A 20,755-nucleotide genomic window follows, 5' to 3' on the forward strand; every position below is an offset into this window, starting at 1 on the left:
AGCGCCGATCGAGGGAAGCATGAAAGACCCAAGCGACCCATGACTGTTGCGCGGGTCATTCTCACGCGCCGTCGCCGGCAGTCTCATCCTTCTTGAGTAGCCGGACTACGAACGGAGAAGGCGGGCCCGTTTTTTGTTCGGGCACGCCTCTGGCATTTCTGGAGCGGCACTTTTCAGCGCCGTTCAAGCAGCCGGCAAATTTCTTCTAGCTGATCGAGGGTCTTGTAGGCGATGCGCAGATGACCGCCGGACGCCTTGTGATTGACCGTCACCTCGAGACCGAGGCTGTCAGACAGGGTCCGTTCCAGCGCCAGCGTGTCTGCATCCTTCTCGTCGCGTCTGGCCGCCTTGCCGTAGTTCGGATCATTCTGGGCGCGGATATCGTTCTGCGCCATGCGCTCGGCATCACGCACTGAGAGCCCCTTGGAAATGATCGCGCGCGCCAGCGTCGCCGGATCGGACGTCGGGATCAGCGCGCGGGCGTGGCCGGCCGACAGCGTCCCTTCAAAAAGCATGTCGCGCACCGGTTCCGGCAGTTTCAACAGCCGCAGGCTGTTGGCAACGTGACTGCGGCTCTTGCCGATGATCTCGCCGAGATCGTTCTGCGTGTAGCCGTGTTCTGCGATCAACTGCTCGTAGCCAAGCGCTTCATCGAGCGGATTGAGGTCTGAGCGCTGGACGTTTTCGACGATGGCGATCTCAAGAGCCGTACGATCGTCGACGTCCCGGATGATAACGGGGATCTCGGTGAATCCGGCTAATTGAGCAGCACGCCAACGGCGTTCACCGGCGATGATCTCGTAGCGATCGACCCCGATCGTGCGGGCAACGACCGGCTGGACGATGCCATGCTGGCGGATTGAATTCGCGAGATCCTGAAGCTCGGATTCGTCGAACTGACGGCGAGGGTTGCGCGGATTTCTCGACACGAACTCGATCGGCACGCGCCGGTCGGGATTGACCGGGGCAGGGGCAGCGGCACCCGCTTGCAGCGGCTGATCCATCTCACCGATCAACGCGGCCAATCCGCGACCAAGTCGCCGCTTCGAGCTATCGTCGTTCATATCGTCACCCGATTTATATTACGCTACCGAAATGGTTATGCGGCCTTGCGCTGGCGCTCACGCTGAATCACTTCGGACGCCAACTGCAGATAAGCCTGACTTCCAGCACACTTCAGATCGTAGAGGATCGCCGGCTTGCCATAGGACGGCGCCTCGGAAACCCGGACGTTGCGCGGAATCAAGGTGTGATAAACCTTGTCACCGAGGTGAGTCCTGACGTCGCTGACGACCTGTTGCGCCAGATTGTTGCGCGAATCGAACATGGTGAGCACGATGCCCTGAATATCGAGCTCTGGATTCACCGAGCGCCGCACCTGGTCCACCGTTTCCAGCAATTGGCTTAGACCTTCGAGCGCGAAGAACTCGCATTGCAGCGGCACCAGCACCGAATGCGCGGCCGCCATGGCGTTCATCGTCAAAAGATTGAAGGAGGGCGGACAATCCACCAGGACGTAGGAGTAGTCCAGCGCTGCCTGGCTTGCCAACGCCTTGCGAAGGCGGAAGACTCGGTCTGCCTCGCGCGAGATCTCCATCTCGACTCCGAGCAGGTCCATCGTCGACGGGACGATCGACAGATTTGGCACTGCGGTTTGCTGGGCAATCTCGGCTATGCCGTGCGAACCAATCATCAGCTCATAGGACGAAAGATTGCGATCACGCCGTTGAATGCCCAACCCGGTGCTGGCATTGCCCTGAGGGTCGAGATCGACGATCAGAACTTTCTCGCCGATCGCCGCCAAAGCGGTCGCCAGATTGATGGCCGTTGTCGTTTTTCCGACTCCGCCCTTCTGATTTGCGATTGTGATGATCCGGTTTTTTGCGCCAAACATATTCCCGCTCGCCGATCACTGAACCTTGCGCGACAAATTTGCGATTTCGAGCACAACAGAATCCGGCTCGACCACACTTGGATGTTTTACCAGATCAAACTGATAGCGGCCAACGGCTTTATCGATCTCGCGCTGGTAATCCCGCCCTTTGTGGAAGAAGGCGATGGCGTTGCGCCCCTCTGCGACCATCCATGGCGCCGAATAATCGAGCAGCAGCGACAGATCGGCCAGAGCGCGAGCGGAAACAGCGTCGGCCTGGGCGATGGCTTTGCCGGCTTCCTCGATCCGAATCGGATGAACGGAACCGCGCGCGCCTGTTTCAGCCAGGGCGACACGCAGGAAGGCGGCCTTCTTGTTGTTGCTCTCGACCAGATGCACCCATCCATCCGAAAGCTCGGCTAGATAGATCGCGGTGATTACGCCTGGAAACCCGCCGCCGCTGCCAAGATCAACCCAGGTTTTCGGGCCGGGAGAAAGTTGTGCCAGCTGCAGGCTATCGACGATATGACGGCTCCAAAGGTCTTCGATGGTGGACGGTGCCACAAGATTGATCGACTTTGCCCACTTCTGAAACAGCCGCGCGAAATGCGCCAGCCGTTCATTCGTTTCACGTGAAACACGCAGTCCGTTCAACGCAGCAATAGGACTCGTTTTCATTGTGCACTGGCCTTTTCTTCGCGTTCTACGCGGTTCTGGCGCTTCAGCCATGCCAGGATCAACGAGGCGGCGGCCGGTGTCATCCCGTCGACCTTCATCACCTGTGCGAGATTGCGCGGCGCCTGCTGCTTCAACTTCAGCTTCAACTCATTCGAGAGGCCCGAGAGCGCATCAAAATCAAAGTCGTCGGGTATCAACAGATTCTCTTCGCGCCGCATACCGGCAATGTCCGCTGCTTGCCGGTCCATGTAGACCGCATAGGCCGCATCAATCTCCAGTGCCTCAACGACCGAAGGCGCGATGGTCGCCAGCTCCGGCCAGATTGCCACCAAGCCGGCGATCGATTGCTCTGGGTAAGACAGAACCTCGAACGCAGTGCGGCGTTGTCCGTCCTGATTGAGCTTGAGCCCGTGACGTGCACCTTCCGCAGGCGTCATTGACAGACCCTTGAGCAAGTGCCGTCCCTCGTCAAAGCGCCGGCTCCATTCAATGAAGCGATCGCGTCTAGCGTCCGAGACACAACCAAGCTCGATCGCCAGCGGCGTCAGCCGGGCATCGGCGTTATCGGCGCGCAACGAGAGCCGATACTCGGCCCGCGACGTAAACATGCGGTAGGGTTCGGTAATGCCGCGCGACGTTAGGTCGTCGATCATCACGCCGATATAGGAGTCGGTTCGGCTGAAGACGACGTCTTCGCGCCCGATCGCCGTCGCCGCGGCATTGAGACCCGCAACCAGACCCTGTGCCCCGGCCTCTTCGTAACCGGTCGTGCCGTTGATCTGCCCAGCGAGGAACAGTCCCGGCATCTTGCGGACCGCCAGCGTCGCGTTCAGTTCACGCGGATCGACATGATCATACTCGATCGCATAACCCGGCTGCAGGATCGTCACCGCTTCCAAGCCGGGGATCGTCTTGATGAAGGCCTCCTGGATGTCAGCCGGAAGCGATGTCGAGATGCCGTTCGGATAGATCGTGTCGTCATCAAGCCCTTCCGGCTCAAGGAAGATCTGATGGCCATCCCGTTCGCCGAAGCGCACGATCTTGTCCTCGATCGACGGGCAATAACGCGGACCCACACCTTCGATCTGACCCGAATACATCGCCGACTTGCCGATGTTGTCGGCAATGATCTTGTGGGTGGCATCCGTCGTGCGCGTCACGCCGCAGTCGATCTGGCGGTTCAGGATGCGGTCGGTCATGAAGGAGAAGGGGACCGGGTCTTCGTCCGGCCCTTGCCGACCGACGCGGTTCCAATCGATCGTTCGCCCATCGAGACGCGCTGGCGTTCCGGTCTTCAACCGACCGAGCCGCAGTCCATAGCGCAGCAACGTGCCCGACAAACCAACCGACGGTTCCTCGCCCACCCGTCCGGCCGGGATCTTCTGGTCGCCAATGTGGATGAGACCTTTCAGAAAGGTGCCGGTGGTGAGGACTATCGACGTCGCAGAGAAGCTGCGCCCGTCCTTCATCACGACGCCGCTGATCTTGCCATCGGCATCGATCAGATCGAAAGCATCGCCTTCGATCACCTGCAAATTCTCGATTGCCGCGATCTCGCGCTGCATCGCTTCGCGATAGAGCCGACGATCGGCCTGGGTCCGCGGGCCACGAACCGCTGGTCCCTTGCGACGGTTGAGCAACCGAAACTGGATTCCGGCGGCGTCAGCGACGCGTCCCATCAGCCCGTCCATCGCATCGATTTCGCGGACGAGGTGCCCCTTACCAAGGCCACCGATCGCCGGGTTGCAGGACATCACGCCAATCGTTGAGGCCTTGTGAGTAATCAGCGCCGTTTTCGCGCCGAGCCTTGCGGCCGCCGCCGCCGCTTCACAACCGGCATGTCCGCCGCCAATAACGATAACGTCAAACTGCATCATTGTTCGCTCTCCGGCGCAGTCATAACCGCGCGAATCGTTTCACGTGAAACACAACAAAAGACTCGCAAACGTTGTATCGTTGTTTCCACAGACTATTTTCCGATACAGAATTCGGAAAATATCACATCCAGAAGGTTCTCGACATCCACGCGACCGGTGATACGCCCCATCGCGTCTCCGGCCAAGCGCAACTGCTCCGCCCGGATATCGAGACCTTGATGATGGCCGGCCAAGCTCTCATCGAGGGCGCGCTGGGCCTGCCGTAGACAATCAACATGGCGCCGCCGTGACGGCAGCGACAGCGACGTCCGGCCACTCAGATCCGGGAGATGGCCCGCGATGGCATCCAACAATCGATCCATGCCTTCGCCGGTCCGGGTCGAAATCATGACGTCAGCGTCTCCGGTCATCCAAGCGCCGTCGACCCGGTCAAGCTTGGTGCCGACACGCAAGACGGGTGTATCGCCGGAAGCCACCCCGGAAAGAGTGTGGAAACCGGTTGGTGTTTCCGACAGCAGAAGGATCAGATCTGCACGCTCGATAACTTCTCGTGCGCGACGGATTCCTTCCTGTTCGACGATTTCGTCGGTCTCGCGCAAGCCCGCGGTGTCGTAAAGCTTGACTGAGAATCCGGCTAACGAAAGGTCGACAGACAACACATCGCGCGTGGTGCCGGCTATCTCCGTTACGATCGCGATGTCCCGTCGTGCCAGCACATTCAGCAAGCTGGACTTCCCGGCGTTCGGCTCACCGGCAATGACAATCTTCAATCCGTCGCGAATGATCTCTGCAATCGGCGCCTCGGCGATATGCGCGGCCAATTCTCCAGACAGGAGCGACATGTCCTGCCAGATCCGTTCGCTGACTGAACCCGGAATGTCATCCTCGTCGGCGAAATCGAGCTCCGCTTCGATCATGGCGCGGGCATGGGTCAATCGCCTTGCCCATTCCGCGTACACCTTAGACTGTCCGCCGCCCGAATGCTCGATCGCCAGCCGTCGCTGAATCTCGGTTTCGGCGGTGATCAGATCGGAAAGCCCCTCGACTTCGACCAGATCCAGCTTGCCGTTCTGGAAAGCGCGCCGCGAAAACTCACCCGCTTCCGCGTGCCGCAAACCCTCGAATGCTGCCAGCTCCTCGAGCAACGCGTGGACCGCCGCACGTCCACCGTGAATTTGCAGTTCACCGCAATCCTCGCCGGTAAACGAAGCCGGACCCTGAAAATAGAGCAACAGGCCGCTATCGATGATGTGACCGTTGCGAGACCGAATCGATCTCAGGGTGGCGGTGCGCGGGGCCGGAAGGGTGCCGCACAGAGCCCCAAGAACCAATCGCGTTTGCGGACCGCTGATGCGAACCACGGCGACGCCAGCGGGCAGGGCACCGCTGGATAGCGCATAGATCGTATCAACAGTTGCCATCGGCTCACCTGAAGGGACCGCTCGGAGCGGTCGGAGCGCTCATCGGTCAAGTTACTAGACATCGTCGAGTTCCGGACCGGATCGTTCAACTCCGCGGAGGAAGCTCACGCTAGGAGATACCGGCAGACCGAAAGGTCGCCGGAGCTTATGCCGAAGTCGCCGTGAAAGATCAAGGCTTCCCGCATAGTCGTGTTTCACAAGCGGACCTGTTTCACGTGAATCACCACGAAACGCGGTTAGCTCTGTCTGTATGTCCGTCTGATCGTTGCGGAAGCGAATCGGAACCAGTGCGAGGAATCTGGATAGCGGAAATGAAAAGGCCGGTCGATTGGATCGACCGGCCTTGTCATTAAGAGGGGTGCAACTTCGATCAGGTGTTCATCGAGTCGAAGAAGTCGCCGTTGTTCTTTGTCTGCTTCAGCTTGTCGATCAGGAACTCGATTGCATCGGTCGTTCCCATCGGAGCGAGAATCCGGCGAAGAACGAAGATCTTCTGCAGATCCTGGCGCGGCACCAGCAGGTCTTCCTTACGCGTGCCGGACTTGAGAATATCCATTGCCGGGAAGATGCGCTTATCGGCAACCTTGCGGTCGAGCACGATTTCCGAGTTACCGGTACCCTTGAACTCTTCGAAGATCACTTCGTCCATGCGGCTGCCGGTATCGATGAGGGCGGTCGCGATGATCGTCAGCGACCCACCTTCTTCGATGTTACGTGCGGCGCCGAAGAAGCGCTTCGGACGCTGAAGGGCGTTGGCGTCGACACCGCCGGTCAGGACCTTGCCGGATGACGGAACGACAGTGTTATAGGCGCGGCCAAGGCGGGTGATGGAGTCGAGCAGGATAACGACGTCGCGGCCATGCTCCACGAGGCGCTTGGCCTTCTCGATCACCATTTCCGCAACCTGGACGTGGCGCGTTGCCGGTTCGTCGAAGGTCGAGGAAACGACCTCACCCTTCACCGAGCGCTGCATGTCCGTCACTTCTTCCGGACGTTCGTCAATCAGCAGAACGATCAGATAACATTCTGGATGGTTGGCCGTGATCGAATGGGCGATGTTCTGCAACAGCACCGTCTTACCGGTGCGCGGCGGAGCGACGATCAGACCACGCTGGCCCTTGCCGAGCGGCGCCACCAGGTCGATGACTCGCGCCGAAAGATCCTTCGACGTCGGAACGTCGAGTTCCATCTTGAAGCGCTCGTTCGGATAGAGCGGCGTCAGGTTGTCGAAGTGAACCTTGTGACGGATCTTTTCCGGATCGTCGAAATTGATCGTGTTAACCTTGAGGAGCGCGAAGTAGCGCTCGCCTTCCTTCGGTCCGCGGATCGGGCCCTCAACCGTGTCGCCAGTCTTCAGGGAGAAACGGCGGATCTGGGAGGGAGAGATGTAGATGTCGTCAGGGCCGGGGAGGTAGTTCGCATTCGCCGAGCGGAGAAAGCCGAAACCGTCCTGCAGCACTTCAACGACGCCTTCACCGATGATCTCGATATCCTGGGCCGCGAGCATCTTGAGGATTGCAAACATCAGCTCCTGCTTGCGCATCGTGCTGGCGTTTTCCACCTCGAGCTCCTCGGCAAAGGCGAGCAGATCGGTCGGCGTCTTGTTCTTGAGTTCTTGTAGCTTCATTTCAGCCATGAAGGATCCATGTTTGGTATGGGTATGGAGAGACGGCGAGTTTTCGTCAGGGAGGAGCTGCGGCTGGAAGAGGCAGGCTCTTGTCTTTGTCACAAGCCATGAAGAGGAGATGGCAGAAAATAGCGATTCACGTGAAACGCCGCAAGGGGCTGTCGCAAATTAGCGACGACTATTGCAAGTGCAAATCGATTAAATTCAAAACGGCTTCACCACCACCATGATGACGATGAGGATCATCAACAGGGTCGGGGCCTCGTTCATCAGCCGCCAATAGCGGGCATTGTGCCTGTTTTCGTCGCGCTGGAAAGCACGGACGGCGCGGCTGAAACGCATGTGGATAACGGTCAAAAGCACGACGAACAACAGCTTGGCGTGCAACCAGCCGCCCTGGAACCCGTAGACGCTCCAGGCGAGATACAACCCCAGCACCCAGGAGATCATCATCGCCGGGTTCATGATGACCTTCAGAAGGCGCAACTCCATCATCTTGAAGGTTTCTGACTGCGCGGAGCCGGGCTCGGCGTCCGTGTGGTAGATGAACAGGCGCGGCATGTAGAGCAGGGCGGCCATCCACGACATCACCGCGATGACATGCAGCGCCTTGATCCACAGATAGAGATCATCGGGCTGCCAGACAAACAGACCCGCCAGCAAGGCCACGAAAGCACCAAGTGCGATCGCGGCCCTCAGCCGTGCTCTGTTGCCAGGTGCCTCATCCGTCTGCCGCTCGGCCATCATCGCGCTCCGCGAACGCGGTCAACGAGCGCGGTGACGTGGTCCGGATCAGCCTGCGGCGTTATGCCGTGGCCAAGGTTGAAGATCAGCGGACCCTGGCCAAGCGCGTCGAGGATGCGGTCGATACCTTCGTCCAAGGCCGTCCCACCGGCCACAACCCGCATCGGATCAAGATTGCCCTGCACGGGTCCGTCCTTCTGCAGTTCGCGGGCAAAGGACAGGGGAACGGTCCAGTCGAGACCGATCGCGTCTGCACCCGTCGCCTGCCGGTATCCCTTCAAGAGCTGCCCGGCGCCCTTGGCAAAGGCAATGATCCTGGCATTGGGTCTTTGCGCCCTGACCGAGGCGATGATGCGCTGCACCGGCTTGACGGCATAGCGTGCAAATTCCTCCTCGCCGAGAACACCCGCCCAGGAATCGAAGATCTGCACCGCATCGGCGCCGGCATCGATCTGCCGCACGAGATAATCTGCCGAGACATCCGCTAGCAAGGACAGCAGATGATCGAAGGCTTCCGGATTGCGATAGGCGAACAGGCGGGCAGGGGCCTGGTCCGGCGTTCCATGTCCGGCAATCATATAGGTCGCAACCGTCCAGGGAGCCCCACAGAAGCCGAGCAGCGTCGTTTCGGCTGGAAGTTCAGCACGCAACCGCGACACCGTCTCAAAGACCGGCTGGAGGTGCTCTGCGATACCCTCAGGCTTCAGGGACAGGATACCGTCAACATCAATCGGATCCATCCGCGGTCCATGTCCTTCCTCGAAGCGAACATTGCGCTTCAGAGCGTCGGGAATGACCAGGATATCGGAGAACAGGATGGCAGCATCGAAAGCGTAACGTCGGATCGGCTGAAGCGTCACTTCCACAGCCAGTTCGGGAGTGTAGCAGAGGTCGAGAAAACTGCCCGCCTGAGTCCTGGTCGCCCGATACTCCGGGAGATAACGACCAGCCTGGCGCATGAGCCAGATGGGAGGAGGCGACACCGTCTTCCCGGCCAAAACCTCCAGAACCTTTCTGCGCGTTTCGGTCACGGATTGTCTCTCCCAATTTAAAATCAAAGATATTTAGAAGGTTTCTATTTCTTAGAGTCGGTGGGTATCAAGGATTAAAACAACCCACGCACTTGTCCACGAAGCCTGAACGAACCGCCCGCGAACGGGAGACGAGAGACACTGTTTGAACAAGCAGCGTGGAAGGACGACGAAACGCTTTTTGAATCAGCGTATTATAGAAAGTCAAAATTTCCGGTCGCCTGTGGATAGCCGGTCGATAAGCGTGACACTTTGTCATCACCGCGAGTCTTTTCCACATTTGCCACGGAGTGATTTCCGCGCTTGCGCCAATTGTGAATAAGTCGCCTGTTTTCCACTTGCCTGGATCCGTGCCCCGTCGTTAGCTGTCGTTCATCCCGGTTTATCAACAGCACCCGGAGAATTGCGTGGAGAACAAGAAAAACTACTTCCACCTTCACCTGATTTCGGACTCGACCGGCGAGACTCTGATTGCCGCCGGCCGTGCTGCCGCCGCACAATTTCAGACGTCTCATGCGTTGGAGCACGTCTATCCGTTGATTCGGAATCGCAAACAGTTGCTGCAGGTCCTCGACGCAATCGACGGCGCACCTGGTATCGTTCTCTATACGATCGTCGACCGGGAACTGGCCGACGTGATCGATCAGCGTTGCCGCGAGATGGGCGTTCCGTGTGTCTCGGTTCTTGATCCGATCATCGATCTCTTTCAGTCCTATCTCGGCTCGCCGTCACGCCGCCGCTCCGGCGCGCAGCATGTGATGGACGCGGAGTATTTTGCCCGTATCGATGCGCTCAATTTCACCATGGACCATGATGACGGGCAGCTGCCTGCCGACTTCAATGACGCGGATGTCGTTCTCATCGGCATCAGCAGAACGTCGAAGACACCCACCAGCATCTATCTTGCAAACCGCGGCATCAAGACGGCGAACATCCCGATCGTGCCGGGCGTGCCGCTTCCCGATAAATTGATGGTGGCGACAAAGCCGCTGGTCGTCGGTCTGATCGCAACGGCCGAGCGTATCTCCCAGGTCCGCCAGCACCGGGTGCTTGGAACCACGCAAGGCTATCAGGGCGAACAATACACCGACAGGGCCGCCATCACCGAGGAGCTGAAATATGCCCGGGCGATCTGCGCGCGCAACAATTGGCCGGTTATCGACGTCACCCGGCGATCGATCGAGGAAACCGCGGCGGCGATCGTTGCCCTGCGCCCGCGTCTGCGCTAGAGCGGAATCGAACAATTCAGGAACTTCAAGATGACAACCTCGCTCGTTCTGGCGTCCGCCAGCCCGTTCCGTCGGGCGCTCCTGGAAAATGCCGGCCTCGTCTTTGAAGCCCAGGCCGCCCGGATCGATGAACGCGGATTGGAGAAGCCGCTGGAGGACGCCGGGGCGGCGCCCGAGGACGTGGCGCTGGCGCTTGCCGAGGCAAAGGCTTTCGATGTTGCCCGACATTTCGGCGATGCCCTGGTCATCGGCTCGGACCAGACCATGTCGCTTGGTTCGCGTGTCTACCATAAGCCGCAGAACATGGTGGAGGCTGCCGAGCATTTGCTGTCGCTCTCCGGCAAGACCCATCGTCTCAATAGTGCGATCGTGCTTTTGCGCGGCGGCGAGATTGTCTGGCGACATGTCTCGTCGGCTCATATGACGGTGCGGCCGCTGACGGCAGCGTTTGTCGACCGGCATCTGCAGCGGGTTGGAGAAAAGGCGCTTTCGAGTGTCGGCGCCTATCAGCTTGAAGGCGAGGGGATCCAGCTGTTCGAAAAGATCGAGGGTGACTACTTCACTATCCTCGGCCTTCCGATGCTGCCGCTGCTCGCCAAACTTCGTGAACTGGGAACGATCGATGCGTGATTCACGTGAAACATTTGTTAACCACGCCTTCGTCACCGGCTATCCGATCAAGCATTCCCGGTCGCCGTTGATCCACGGCTACTGGCTGAAACAGCTCGGCCTGCCTGGTAGCTATCGCGCCCACGAGGTGAAGCCGGAAGAGTTCGAAACCTTCATCGCCAAGTTGAGGGACGGTACCGCCGGATTTTGCGGTGGCAATGTCACGATCCCGCACAAGGAACTCGCCTGTCGCCTGGCTGACAGGCCGGACGAACTCAGCCAAGAGCTCGGCGCCGCCAACACGCTCTGGCTTCAGGACGGCAAGGTCCACGCCACCAATACCGACGGCCGCGGCTTCGTCGCCAATCTTGACGAGCGGGCCGAGGGCTGGGAGCGCGCGTCGACCGCCGTGGTTCTGGGCGCCGGCGGCGCCAGCCGCGCCGTGATCCAGGCTGTTCGCGACCGGGGCATCAAGACGATCCATGTCGTCAATCGCACGGTCGAACGGGCACAGGAACTCGCCGACCGCTTTGGCTCCGCCATCAAGGCGCACCCGATGGGCGCGCTTCAGGAGGTCATGACCGGCGCTGGCCTCTTCATCAACACCACTTCGCTCGGCATGGATGGAAACGAGGCGCCGGTGATCGACTTCGGCGTCATGGCGGCGGACGCTGTCGTCACCGATATCGTCTATGTTCCGCTGAAGACGCCGATCCTTGCTCAGGCCGAAGCACAAGGCTTCACCATTGTCGACGGCCTTGGCATGCTCTTGCATCAGGCCGCACCTGGTTTCGAACTGTGGTTCGGCTGTCGGCCGACCGTCGATGCAGCACTCCGACAGCTCATTATTGATGACATGGACAAGCACTGATGATCGTTGTCGGACTGACGGGATCGATTGGCATGGGTAAGTCGACGACGGCCCAGATGTTTCGCGACTTCGGCGTGCTGGTGAACGATGCCGATGAGGTCGTCCATGAACTTTATCGCGGCGAAGCGGTCGCACCGGTCGAAGCCGCTTTCCCGGGAACGACGAAGGACGGAACGGTCGATCGGGCCGAATTGTCGCGCCAGCTCATGGCAGCGCCGCAGCGGCTGCCGGAACTCGAGGCGATCGTGCATCCGCTGGTGCGTGAGAAAGAAAAAGAATTCCTGTCGCGAAGTGCCGATGCGGGCGCCGCCTTCGTCGTTCTCGATATCCCGTTGCTGTTTGAAACCGGAGCGGAAAAACGGGTGGATCGTATCGCGGTCGTGACCTGTTCGCCCGAACTCCAGCGCGAGCGGGTGCTGAAACGCCCAGGAATGACGGAGGAAAAGTTCGCAATGATCCTTGCGCGGCAGGTCCCCGACAGCGAGAAGCGTAAACGCGCCGACTACATCATCGATACCAGCGACAGTTTCGACGTCACCCGCGCCCAGGTGAAGGCGATCGTCGGCCAACTGGCGGCAAGCAAGGGAGACGCGGATGCGTGAGATCATCTTCGATACGGAAACGACGGGCCTCGACAATCGCGAGGACCGGGTGATCGAAATCGGCGGCGTCGAGCTCGAAAACCAGTTTCCGACCGGACGCACCCTGCACATCTTCATCAATCCCGGCAATCGCAAGGTTCATCCGGATGCGCTCGCCATCCACGGGATCACCGATGAATTCCTGAAGGACAAGCCGCCCTTTGCCGACGTCGTCGACCAGATCCTCGATTTCTTCGGCGATGCGCGCTGGGTTGCGCACAACGCCACCTTCGACATGGGCTTTGTCAATGCCGAGTTCGCACGGCTCGGCCTGCCACCGATTGCCATCGACCGGGTAACGGATACGCTGGCGCTTGCGCGCCGCAAGCATCCGATGGGGCCAAATTCGCTGGATGCGCTCTGCCGTCGTTACGGCATCGACAATTCCCATCGTGCAAAGCACGGCGCTCTTCTCGACTCCGAGCTTCTCGCCGAAGTCTATATCGAGATGATCGGTGGCCGTCAGGCGGCCCTGGGTCTGGTCGCGAGCAAATCGACTGGCCAGGCCATTGAACTCGACGATGCGCCGATCACAATCGGACAGCGTCCGCGCCCGTTGCCGAACCGGCTTTCGCAGGACGATCTTGCAGCCCACGCGGCGCTGATTTCGAAGATCGGCGGCAAGGCGATCTGGGCGAAGTACGAGCCGCAGGAATAAAAAAAGCCCGGCAACCGCCAGGCTTTCTAATTCAGCCGTCCTGAAACTTGATCAGTTGGCCGTCTCGTTGGCGACCTGAGCGCGGACCTTCTCTTCGGCCATGCGCTGGGCGAACATCTGCGCGAAATCGATGGGGTCGATCATCAGCGGCGGGAAGCCGCCATTGCGGGTCGCGTCGGCAACGATCTGGCGCGCGAAGGGGAACAGCAGGCGCGGGCACTCGATGAAGAGCAGCGGCAGCATGTGCTCCTGCGGGAAGCCGGCAACGCGGAAGACGCCGCCATAGGCGAGCTCGACGTTGAACAGGACGCGGTCACCGTCCTTTGCCTCGGCGTTCAGCGAAAGAACGACGTCGAAATCGTTCTCTGCGAGCGGGTTGGCGTTGACGTTGACATTGATGTTGATCGACGGCGCCTTGTCACGGGCCTGGAGCGAACGCGGGGCACCCGGATTCTCGAAGGAAAGGTCCTTGATATACTGGGCGAGGATGTTCAGCGTCGGGCTCTGCGCACTGCCGTTGCCGTTGGATGCGGTATCAGTCGTCATAAGGGTTTCCTCGACATAATTCGGTGAGGCCATCTAGCATTTCGGCCTAGGCCTTACAACCCTGAGGGTCCGGCGCTTGCGGCCGGGGTCTCGGCTTTTGAATTCAGAGGTCGACGCAGCAATTATGCCGCGGAATCTGGGCGACAGAACGATCCCCGCGCAATCCTGCAGATGCCTTCTTGCTAGGGCCGATGACGGTCATCGGCAGGCGGGGTTTCATCGTCTTCTGTCCGCGAGAATTCGCCCTCTTCAAGATCGATCACGCGCGGCGAGGGCCGGGCTTCGCGTGTCGTGTTTCCATCGTGCCAGCTTGCTCCTGCGGATGCCGCGGTCACGACCGTCATCCGATTGCGTAGATAAAGTGCAACGGCATTGCGCACGAACGGCAGGAACAAGGCGAGGCCGATCACGTCGCTGATGAAACCCGGTACCACGAGCAGGATCGCCGCGACGAACAACAAGGCGCCGCCAAGGACCTCGCGTCCCGGGTCGCTACCGGTTCTGGCAGCCTCCTGGACACGCCGCATGACGGCAAATCCCTGGATACGGAGCAGGATCACGCCGAAAAATGCGCTTGCCAGCACCAGCAGCAAGGTCATCATCAGGCCGATCTCGCGCCCGACGATGACGAAGCCGGCGATCTCGGCCAGCGGCAATCCGAGGATGACGAGAGGGAGAAAAAGTGAACGCATCGATATTGCCTAAAATGAAACCTCTTGCCGCATCCCGCTCTAAGGGTGCGACAACGCCATTTGAATGATCTATCTTGGCGGACTATATGGAATAGTTACCAGATATTCTAACAGCGGTTCCGGGTGGAAATGGGCTCCTTCGACTTCATCACGTTTTTTTTCCTGATCGCCGCGGTGGTCATTTTCCTGCAATTGCGCAGCGTCTTGGGCCGGCGGACAGGCAGCGAGCGACCGCCGTTCGATCCTTATTCGCCGCGCGACATGAGCCAAGGGCCTGAAAACGGCGACAAGGGCAAGGTCGTGCAGTTGCCGCGGCGGGAAAGTGTTGAAGACGAAGCGAACCGCTACGAAGCGATCGATGCCTTTGCCAAGGCTGGCACGACGCTGAACACCCAGCTTCGGGGCTTGAGCGATGCCGATCCGAGCTTTGATCCCAAGGAATTCGTCAACGGTGCCAAGATGGCTTACGAGATGATCGTCATGGCGTTTGCCGACGGCGATCGCAAGACGCTCAAGAACCTGCTTTCCCGCGAGGTTTACGAGGGCTTCGATGCGGCGATTACTGATCGCGAGCGCAAGGGAGAGGTGGTCAAGTCCACCTTTGTCGGTATCGACAAGGCCGATATCATCCACGCCGAGGTCAAGGACAGCGAAGAAAACATCACGGTGCGCATCGTCAGCCAGCTGATCTCCGCAACCTATGACAAGCAGGGCGGCCTGGTGGACGGCGATGCCGAGTCCGTCGCCGAGGTCAACGACCTCTGGACCTTTGCGCGCGACATTCGCTCGCGGGATCCGAACTGGAAGCTGATCGCGACCGAATCCGAAAATTGAACGGACGTGGCGACGATGTCCTTCCGACTTGAGCACGTCAGTTTTGCCGATCTCCCGGGCTGGCTGGACGATGACCCAACCGCGGTGATCGAGGCGATGCGCCGCTGTCATAGCCATGTTTCGACGGTGAAAGCCTATCGGACGGGTTCGCTCGGCATTTCGGTCGACGATCTGATGCCGGCCTTCTCCGCATCGCCGGTGCCCGTGGCTGCACCCGAGGCGGCGCGGGCCTTCTTCGAAAGCCAGTTCGTGCCGTTCCTGATCAGACCCGATGCCGGTCCCGGATTTGTCACCGCCTTCTATGAGCCGGAAATCGAGGTCCGCGCCGAACCGGACGAGATTTTTCGGTATCCGCTTTACCGCCGCCCCGAAGACCTCGTCGACATCGACGATAGCAATCGGCCAAGCGGCATGGATCCCTATTTTGCCTTCGGCCTTTCCCGCGACGGGCAGATCAGCGAGTATCCGGATCGCCCGGCGATCGAAAAGGGCCTTCTTGCCGGGCGCGGCCTGGAGATCGCCTACGCCAAATCGAAGATCGATGTCTTTTTCGTTCATGTGCAGGGCGCGGCCCGGCTCGTCTATCCCGACGGTTCACGCCGTCGCGTGACCTATGCAGCCAAGACCGGCCACTATTTTTCGCCGATCGGCAAGCTTTTGATCGAACGAGGTAAGATCGACGCGGAAACGGTGTCGATGATGAGCATCCGCGCCTGGCTTGAAGCCCATCCGGACGAGGTCGACGAGGTGTTTTGGCACAACCGGTCCTTCATCTTCTTTCGCGAGGCCGCCGTCGAAGACGAGCGCCTGGGCCCGGTTGCTGCCGCAAAAGTCTCTCTCGAACCCGGTCGGGCGCTGGCCGTGGATCGTCTGATCCACACCTTCGGCGTGCCTTTCTATATCGCCAGTGAGAGTCTGACGCGTCTTGATCAGGGAAAACCGTTCCGCCGGCTGATGCTGGCGCTCGACACCGGCTCGGCGATCGTCGGCCCGGCGCGCGGCGACATCTTTACCGGCTCCGGCTTCGAGGCGGGCGAGTTGGCAGGAGCGGTCCGCAACACTGCCGATTTCTATGTGTTCGTTCCAAGAGCCGCTGCGGCACGCTACGGCCATGCCTAAGGACAAGAAGCTTTCGGCCGAAGATCGAATTCTCTGGGGGAAGGTTGCGCGCTCGGCGCGACCGATGCCCGGCCGGCTCGGCGAACTCGAGGATCTGTTGGCTCTCGACGAACAGCCGAAGGCAGAGGACGAGGCCAGGGCCTCGCCACAGCAGAAGCAGCCGCCGGCAGCTGCCGAGCCACAGGGCATAGCGCTCACGAAAAAGCCGGGCGCAAAGGTGCATCACCCGCTGGAACGGCCGGTCAAGCGCAAGCTTGCCAAGGGCCATCTCACGCTCGAGGCCCGTCTCGATCTGCACGGCATGATCCAGAGCGAAGCGCATGGCCTGCTCCTGCAGTTTCTTCTCCGGGCGCACGAGCGGGGACTGCGGCACGTGCTGGTGATCACCGGCAAGGGAACCTCGTTCGGCAGCGACGGTGCGCTGAAGCGAGCGGTGCCGCTCTGGTTTTCGTTGCCGGAGTTTCGACCGTTGATCTCATCCTACGAGCCGGCAGCGCGCAATCATGGCGGCGAGGGCGCCCTCTATGTCCGTCTGGCACGGTTGCGAGGAAGTGCCCTATGACGCCCTTCGGGCAGGCGCTGCGGGAGCTGCGACGCCGGAAGGGCGTGTCGCAGAAGCAGATGGCGGCGGCAATCGGTGTGTCGGCGGCCTATCTTTCCGCACTGGAACACGGAAAGCGCGGCGCGCCGAGTTTCGACTTTCTCCAGCGCGTCACCGGCTACTTCAACGTGATCTGGGACGAGGCGGAGGAACTGTTCCGCATCGCCCATGTGTCCAGCCCGAAAGTCGTGCTCGACACCTCGGGCCTGACGCCTGCGCACACGGCATTTGCCAACCGGCTCAGCGAGCAAATTCGCGGTTTGTCGCCACAGACGATCCGCGCCCTGGAAGATGTTTTGGAAAAAGCCACATTTCCTGATAATGACAGGGGATGAATGCTGTTTCCGGCCGCTGCCCGGCGGTCCGGGATTTGGAACCGTGGACAAATTTTCTATAGTCCACGAGGCGTCCGAGACGTGATTCGCAACGAATCACCGCGTCCGAACAACCTGGAAAGACCCGTAGCTGAATGACCGATACTCCTGAGACCGAAACCGGCGCCAGCGCCGAATATGGTGCCGATTCCATCAAGGTGTTGAAGGGCCTGGATGCCGTGCGCAAGCGGCCGGGCATGTATATCGGCGACACCGACGACGGGTCTGGTCTGCACCACATGGTGTATGAAGTCGTCGACAACGCGATCGACGAGGCACTTGCCGGTCATGCCGACATCGTCACGGTGACGCTCAACCCGGATGGGTCCGTAACCGTGACCGACAACGGCCGCGGTATCCCGACCGACATTCACAAGGAAGAGGGCGTTTCGGCGGCGGAGGTCATCATGACCCAGCTGCACGCCGGCGGTAAGTTCGACCAGAACTCCTACAAGGTTTCGGGCGGTCTGCATGGCGTTGGCGTGTCGGTCGTCAATGCGCTTTCGGTTTCCTTGAAGCTGAAGATCCGCCGCGCCGGCAAGGTTCACGAGATGAGCTTCACCCACGGTGTTGCTGACGGCTCTCTCGCAGTTACCGGTGACGCCGGCGATGCGACCGGGACCGAGGTGACGTTCCTGCCGAGCAGCGAGACCTTCACCAAGACCGAGTTCGACTACAACACGCTCGAGCACCGCTTGCGCGAACTCGCGTTCCTGAATTCAGGCGTTCATATCATCCTCACCGACAAGCGCCATTCGGACATCCGCCAGGACGAGATGATGTATGAGGGCGGCCTGGAGGCCTACGTCGCCTATCTCGACCGCGCGAAGAAGCCGCTGGTGCACAAGCCGGTATCGATCCGCGGCGAGAAGGACGGCATCACCGTCGAAGTGGCGATGTGGTGGAACGACAGCTACCACGAAAACGTGCTCTGCTTTACCAACAACATCCCGCAGCGCGACGGCGGCACGCATATGGCGGGCTTCCGCGGCGCGTTGACCCGGCAGGTCACGTCCTATGCCGATACGTCCGGCATTACGAAGAGAGAGAAGGTCACGCTCCAGGGTGAAGACTGCCGCGAAGGCCTGACGGCCGTGCTCTCGGTCAAGGTTCCGGACCCGAAGTTCTCGTCGCAGACGAAGGACAAGCTCGTTTCCTCTGAAGTCCGTCCTGTTGTCGAAAGCCTCGTCAACGAGGCGCTCAGCACCTGGTTTGAAGAGCATCCGACCGAAGCCAAGATCTTGGTTGGTAAGGTGGTCGAAGCGGCTGCCGCGCGCGAAGCCGCTCGCAAGGCGCGCGAACTGACCCGCCGCAAGGGCGCACTCGATATCTCGTCGCTGCCCGGCAAGCTTGCCGACTGCTCGGAGCGCGATCCGGCCAAGTCCGAAGTCTTCCTGGTGGAAGGTGACTCGGCAGGCGGGTCGGCCAAGCAGGGCCGCTCACGCGAAAATCAGGCGATCCTGCCGCTGCGCGGCAAGATCCTGAACGTAGAGCGCGCCCGTTTCGACAAGATGCTGTCGAGCCAGGAAATCGGCACGCTGATCACCGCACTTGGCACGTCGATCGGCAAGGACGAGTTCAACGCCGATAAGCTGCGTTACCATAAGATCATCATCATGACGGACGCCGACGTCGACGGCGCCCATATCCGCACCCTGCTGCTCACCTTCTTCTTCCGCCAGATGCCGGAACTGATCGAGCGCGGCCATATCTATATTGCCCAGCCGCCACTCTATAAGGTCACGCGCGGCAAGTCGGCGCAGTACCTGAAAAACGAGCAGGCGCTGGAAGACTATCTGATCTCGATGGGCCTCGAGGAAGCGACGCTGGAGCTTGAATCCGGCGAAGTCCGCGCCGGCCAGGATCTGCGCGAGGTCATCAACGACGCGCTCCGCCTGCGCAATCTCATGAACGGGCTTCACTCACGCTACAACCGCGCAATCGTCGAACAGGCAGCCATTGCCGGTGCTCTGAACGTCGAACTTAACGGCCAGCGCGACGAGTATGAGAAGACCGCTGCGGAGATCGCCCGCCGTCTCGACGTGATTGCCGAGGAGACCGAGCGTGGCTGGGTCGGTACGGTGACGACCGAAGGCGGCTTGCGGTTCGAACGCATGGTCCGCGGCGTCAAGGAAGTCGCCGTGCTCGACATGGCGCTGATCGGTTCGTCCGATGCGCGCTACATCGACCAGTTGGCGTCAAAGCTCAAGGAAGTCTATGCAGCACCGCCGGTGCTGCGCCGCCGTGACGGCACGCAGGAGGTCAGCGGACCGCGTGCGCTTCTCGATGCGATCTTTGCCGCTGGCCGCAAGGGTCTGTCGATGCAGCGCTACAAGGGCCTTGGCGAAATGAATGCCGAGCAGCTCTGGGAAACGACCCTCGATCCGAACGTCCGCTCGCTGCTGCAGGTCCGGGTTACTGACGCCACGGATGCCGATGGCCTGTTCTCCCGCTTGATGGGCGATGAGGTCGAGCCGCGGCGCGACTTCATCCAGGAGAACGCGCTGAGCGTTGCCAACCTCGACATCTGATCAAGGTCTGAGAGAGACAATTGAAAATCCCGGCTCAAAGGCCGGGATTTTTTGTTTGCGTTCATTCGCCCTTGAACTGACCTTCGAAGGCAAACTCGCTGACCGGCTTGCGCTGGCTCGGGATTTCGCGTGCGCGCAAATCATCCGGCAGTGTCGAAGGATCGGCGAGCTTGCCGATCGCAACGGCGGCCTCGACGCGGTGATACTCGGGGACGTTCAGCACCTGCATGGCCTTGTCGCGATCGATGCCTGCCATGCCGTGGGTGTGCCAGCCGGAAAGGGAAGCCTGCAGCGCAAGGCTGTACCAGGCCGAACCCGTGTCGAAGGCGTGGGTATAGGCCGGTCGCATTTCGCCGCTCTGTGCCTGGTTGTGCGTCCGGGATATGACGATAAGCAGTGCGGCGGCATTCTTCGCCCAGCGCTGGTTGCTTTCGTCAAGAATGTCGAGCAGCGTAGCGAAGTGATCCGTGCCACGACGGGCGTAGACAAATCGCCAGGGCTGCCGGTTGCTCGCCGACGGCGCCCACCGCGCGGCCTCGAAGAAGGAGAGCAACATCTCCTCCTTGATCTCCTCGTTGGTAAAGGCGCGGGGTGACCAACGCTCCACAAACATATCGTCGATCGGATAGTCGGTCTTTCTGTTGTCGGTTGCTGCCATGGACAGGCCTCTTCTGGTGTCGATAATCCTTTGGGGACCTTCGGCGCCGGGGCGGTCACCGACCCGAACCTCACGCTATGGTCCGATTCGCTTGCGACGCTACATGAGGTCCGATGCCGATGAAACCGGGTTTGGCCCACG

At 60.3% G+C, this 20,755-nt stretch carries 21 protein-coding genes; 10 read left to right on the forward strand and 11 right to left on the reverse strand.

Features of this window, described 5'->3' with window-relative positions; translation table 11 throughout:
* Positions 1–173 precede the first annotated feature (173 nt).
* The 8 genes from MKZ91_RS13630 to hemE all read right to left on the reverse strand — a co-directional run bounded on the left by MKZ91_RS13630 (position 174) and on the right by hemE (position 9,251).
* Positions 174–1,064, reverse strand: coding sequence for a ParB/RepB/Spo0J family partition protein (locus MKZ91_RS13630; protein WP_336171395.1), 891 nt, complete (start codon positions 1,062–1,064; stop codon positions 174–176).
* A 35-nt stretch (positions 1,065–1,099) separates the two neighbouring features.
* Positions 1,100–1,894 (reverse strand): ParA family protein, encoded by a 795-nt coding sequence (locus MKZ91_RS13635; RefSeq protein ID WP_336171396.1) that lies wholly within the window; start codon positions 1,892–1,894, stop codon positions 1,100–1,102.
* Between the two features lie 15 nt (positions 1,895–1,909).
* Entirely contained in the window at positions 1,910–2,551 is a 642-nt protein-coding gene (gene rsmG, locus MKZ91_RS13640; protein WP_336171397.1) for a 16S rRNA (guanine(527)-N(7))-methyltransferase RsmG, read from the reverse strand.
* A complete protein-coding gene (mnmG, locus tag MKZ91_RS13645) occupies positions 2,548–4,428 on the reverse strand; it encodes a tRNA uridine-5-carboxymethylaminomethyl(34) synthesis enzyme MnmG (RefSeq protein ID WP_336171398.1) in 1,881 nt (626 codons plus the stop codon). Before mnmG ends, rsmG begins: the two co-directional genes overlap by 4 nt.
* Positions 4,429–4,520: 92 nt before the next feature.
* Positions 4,521–5,849, reverse strand: a complete 1,329-nt coding sequence (gene mnmE / locus MKZ91_RS13650) for a tRNA uridine-5-carboxymethylaminomethyl(34) synthesis GTPase MnmE (protein ID WP_336171399.1) — start codon at positions 5,847–5,849, stop codon at positions 4,521–4,523.
* A 370-nt stretch (positions 5,850–6,219) separates the two neighbouring features.
* Positions 6,220–7,485: a transcription termination factor Rho gene (rho, locus tag MKZ91_RS13655; protein ID WP_089044254.1), complete on the reverse strand. Its 1,266-nt coding sequence runs from the start codon at positions 7,483–7,485 to the stop codon at positions 6,220–6,222.
* 195 nt (positions 7,486–7,680) lie between these two features.
* Positions 7,681–8,223 (reverse strand): protoporphyrinogen oxidase HemJ, encoded by a 543-nt coding sequence (hemJ, locus tag MKZ91_RS13660; protein ID WP_336171400.1) that lies wholly within the window; start codon positions 8,221–8,223, stop codon positions 7,681–7,683.
* Positions 8,220–9,251: a uroporphyrinogen decarboxylase gene (hemE, locus tag MKZ91_RS13665; RefSeq protein WP_336171401.1), complete on the reverse strand. Its 1,032-nt coding sequence runs from the start codon at positions 9,249–9,251 to the stop codon at positions 8,220–8,222. The genes hemJ and hemE overlap by 4 nt, the downstream gene beginning before the upstream one ends.
* 407 nt (positions 9,252–9,658) lie before the next feature.
* Here hemE and MKZ91_RS13670 point away from each other — a divergent pair, with 407 nt between their 5' ends.
* From MKZ91_RS13670 to dnaQ, 5 genes are read left to right on the forward strand one after another with little or no spacing between them, the layout of a single operon-like run.
* Entirely contained in the window at positions 9,659–10,480 is an 822-nt protein-coding gene (locus tag MKZ91_RS13670) for a pyruvate, water dikinase regulatory protein (protein WP_336171402.1), read from the forward strand.
* 30 nt (positions 10,481–10,510) lie between these two features.
* On the forward strand, positions 10,511–11,110 hold the full coding sequence (locus MKZ91_RS13675) for a Maf-like protein (protein ID WP_336171403.1): 600 nt from the start codon (positions 10,511–10,513) through the stop codon (positions 11,108–11,110).
* Entirely contained in the window at positions 11,103–11,960 is an 858-nt protein-coding gene (locus MKZ91_RS13680) for a shikimate dehydrogenase (RefSeq protein ID WP_336171404.1), read from the forward strand. Before MKZ91_RS13675 ends, MKZ91_RS13680 begins: the two co-directional genes overlap by 8 nt.
* Positions 11,960–12,562 (forward strand): dephospho-CoA kinase, encoded by a 603-nt coding sequence (coaE, locus tag MKZ91_RS13685; protein WP_336171405.1) that lies wholly within the window; start codon positions 11,960–11,962, stop codon positions 12,560–12,562. Before MKZ91_RS13680 ends, coaE begins: the two co-directional genes overlap by 1 nt.
* A complete protein-coding gene (gene dnaQ, locus MKZ91_RS13690; protein WP_336171406.1) occupies positions 12,555–13,259 on the forward strand; it encodes a DNA polymerase III subunit epsilon in 705 nt (234 codons plus the stop codon). Before coaE ends, dnaQ begins: the two co-directional genes overlap by 8 nt.
* A gap of 51 nt (positions 13,260–13,310) precedes the next feature.
* Here the strand turns inward: dnaQ and secB are convergent, their stop codons facing one another.
* Together secB and MKZ91_RS13700 are read right to left on the reverse strand one after the other, a co-directional pair.
* Complete coding sequence (gene secB / locus MKZ91_RS13695) at positions 13,311–13,805, reverse strand: protein-export chaperone SecB (RefSeq protein WP_336171407.1); 495 nt, start codon at positions 13,803–13,805, stop codon at positions 13,311–13,313.
* 182 nt (positions 13,806–13,987) lie between these two features.
* Complete coding sequence (locus MKZ91_RS13700; protein WP_336171408.1) at positions 13,988–14,497, reverse strand: FxsA family protein; 510 nt, start codon at positions 14,495–14,497, stop codon at positions 13,988–13,990.
* Between the two features lie 129 nt (positions 14,498–14,626).
* Between MKZ91_RS13700 and MKZ91_RS13705 the strand changes: the two genes are divergently transcribed.
* The 5 genes from MKZ91_RS13705 (at position 14,627) to gyrB (ending at position 19,956) form a co-directional block, all read left to right on the forward strand.
* Positions 14,627–15,331, forward strand: a complete 705-nt coding sequence (locus MKZ91_RS13705) for a Tim44/TimA family putative adaptor protein (protein ID WP_336171456.1) — start codon at positions 14,627–14,629, stop codon at positions 15,329–15,331.
* 15 nt (positions 15,332–15,346) lie between these two features.
* Positions 15,347–16,450: a murein transglycosylase A gene (gene mltA, locus MKZ91_RS13710; RefSeq protein WP_336171409.1), complete on the forward strand. Its 1,104-nt coding sequence runs from the start codon at positions 15,347–15,349 to the stop codon at positions 16,448–16,450.
* Positions 16,443–17,012, forward strand: coding sequence for a Smr/MutS family protein (locus tag MKZ91_RS13715; RefSeq protein ID WP_336171410.1), 570 nt, complete (start codon positions 16,443–16,445; stop codon positions 17,010–17,012). The genes mltA and MKZ91_RS13715 overlap by 8 nt, the downstream gene beginning before the upstream one ends.
* Positions 17,009–17,386, forward strand: coding sequence for a helix-turn-helix domain-containing protein (locus MKZ91_RS13720; RefSeq protein WP_336171411.1), 378 nt, complete (start codon positions 17,009–17,011; stop codon positions 17,384–17,386). The genes MKZ91_RS13715 and MKZ91_RS13720 overlap by 4 nt, the downstream gene beginning before the upstream one ends.
* Positions 17,387–17,520: 134 nt before the next feature.
* On the forward strand, positions 17,521–19,956 hold the full coding sequence (gene gyrB / locus MKZ91_RS13725; RefSeq protein ID WP_336171412.1) for a DNA topoisomerase (ATP-hydrolyzing) subunit B: 2,436 nt from the start codon (positions 17,521–17,523) through the stop codon (positions 19,954–19,956).
* A gap of 61 nt (positions 19,957–20,017) precedes the next feature.
* Here gyrB and MKZ91_RS13730 read toward each other — a convergent pair whose 3' ends face one another.
* A complete protein-coding gene (locus tag MKZ91_RS13730) occupies positions 20,018–20,614 on the reverse strand; it encodes a nitroreductase family protein (protein ID WP_336171413.1) in 597 nt (198 codons plus the stop codon).
* Positions 20,615–20,755 lie beyond the last annotated feature (141 nt).

The sequence above is a fragment of the Ensifer sp. MJa1 genome (assembly GCF_037026475.1).
GTDB lineage: Bacteria > Pseudomonadota > Alphaproteobacteria > Rhizobiales > Rhizobiaceae > Ensifer.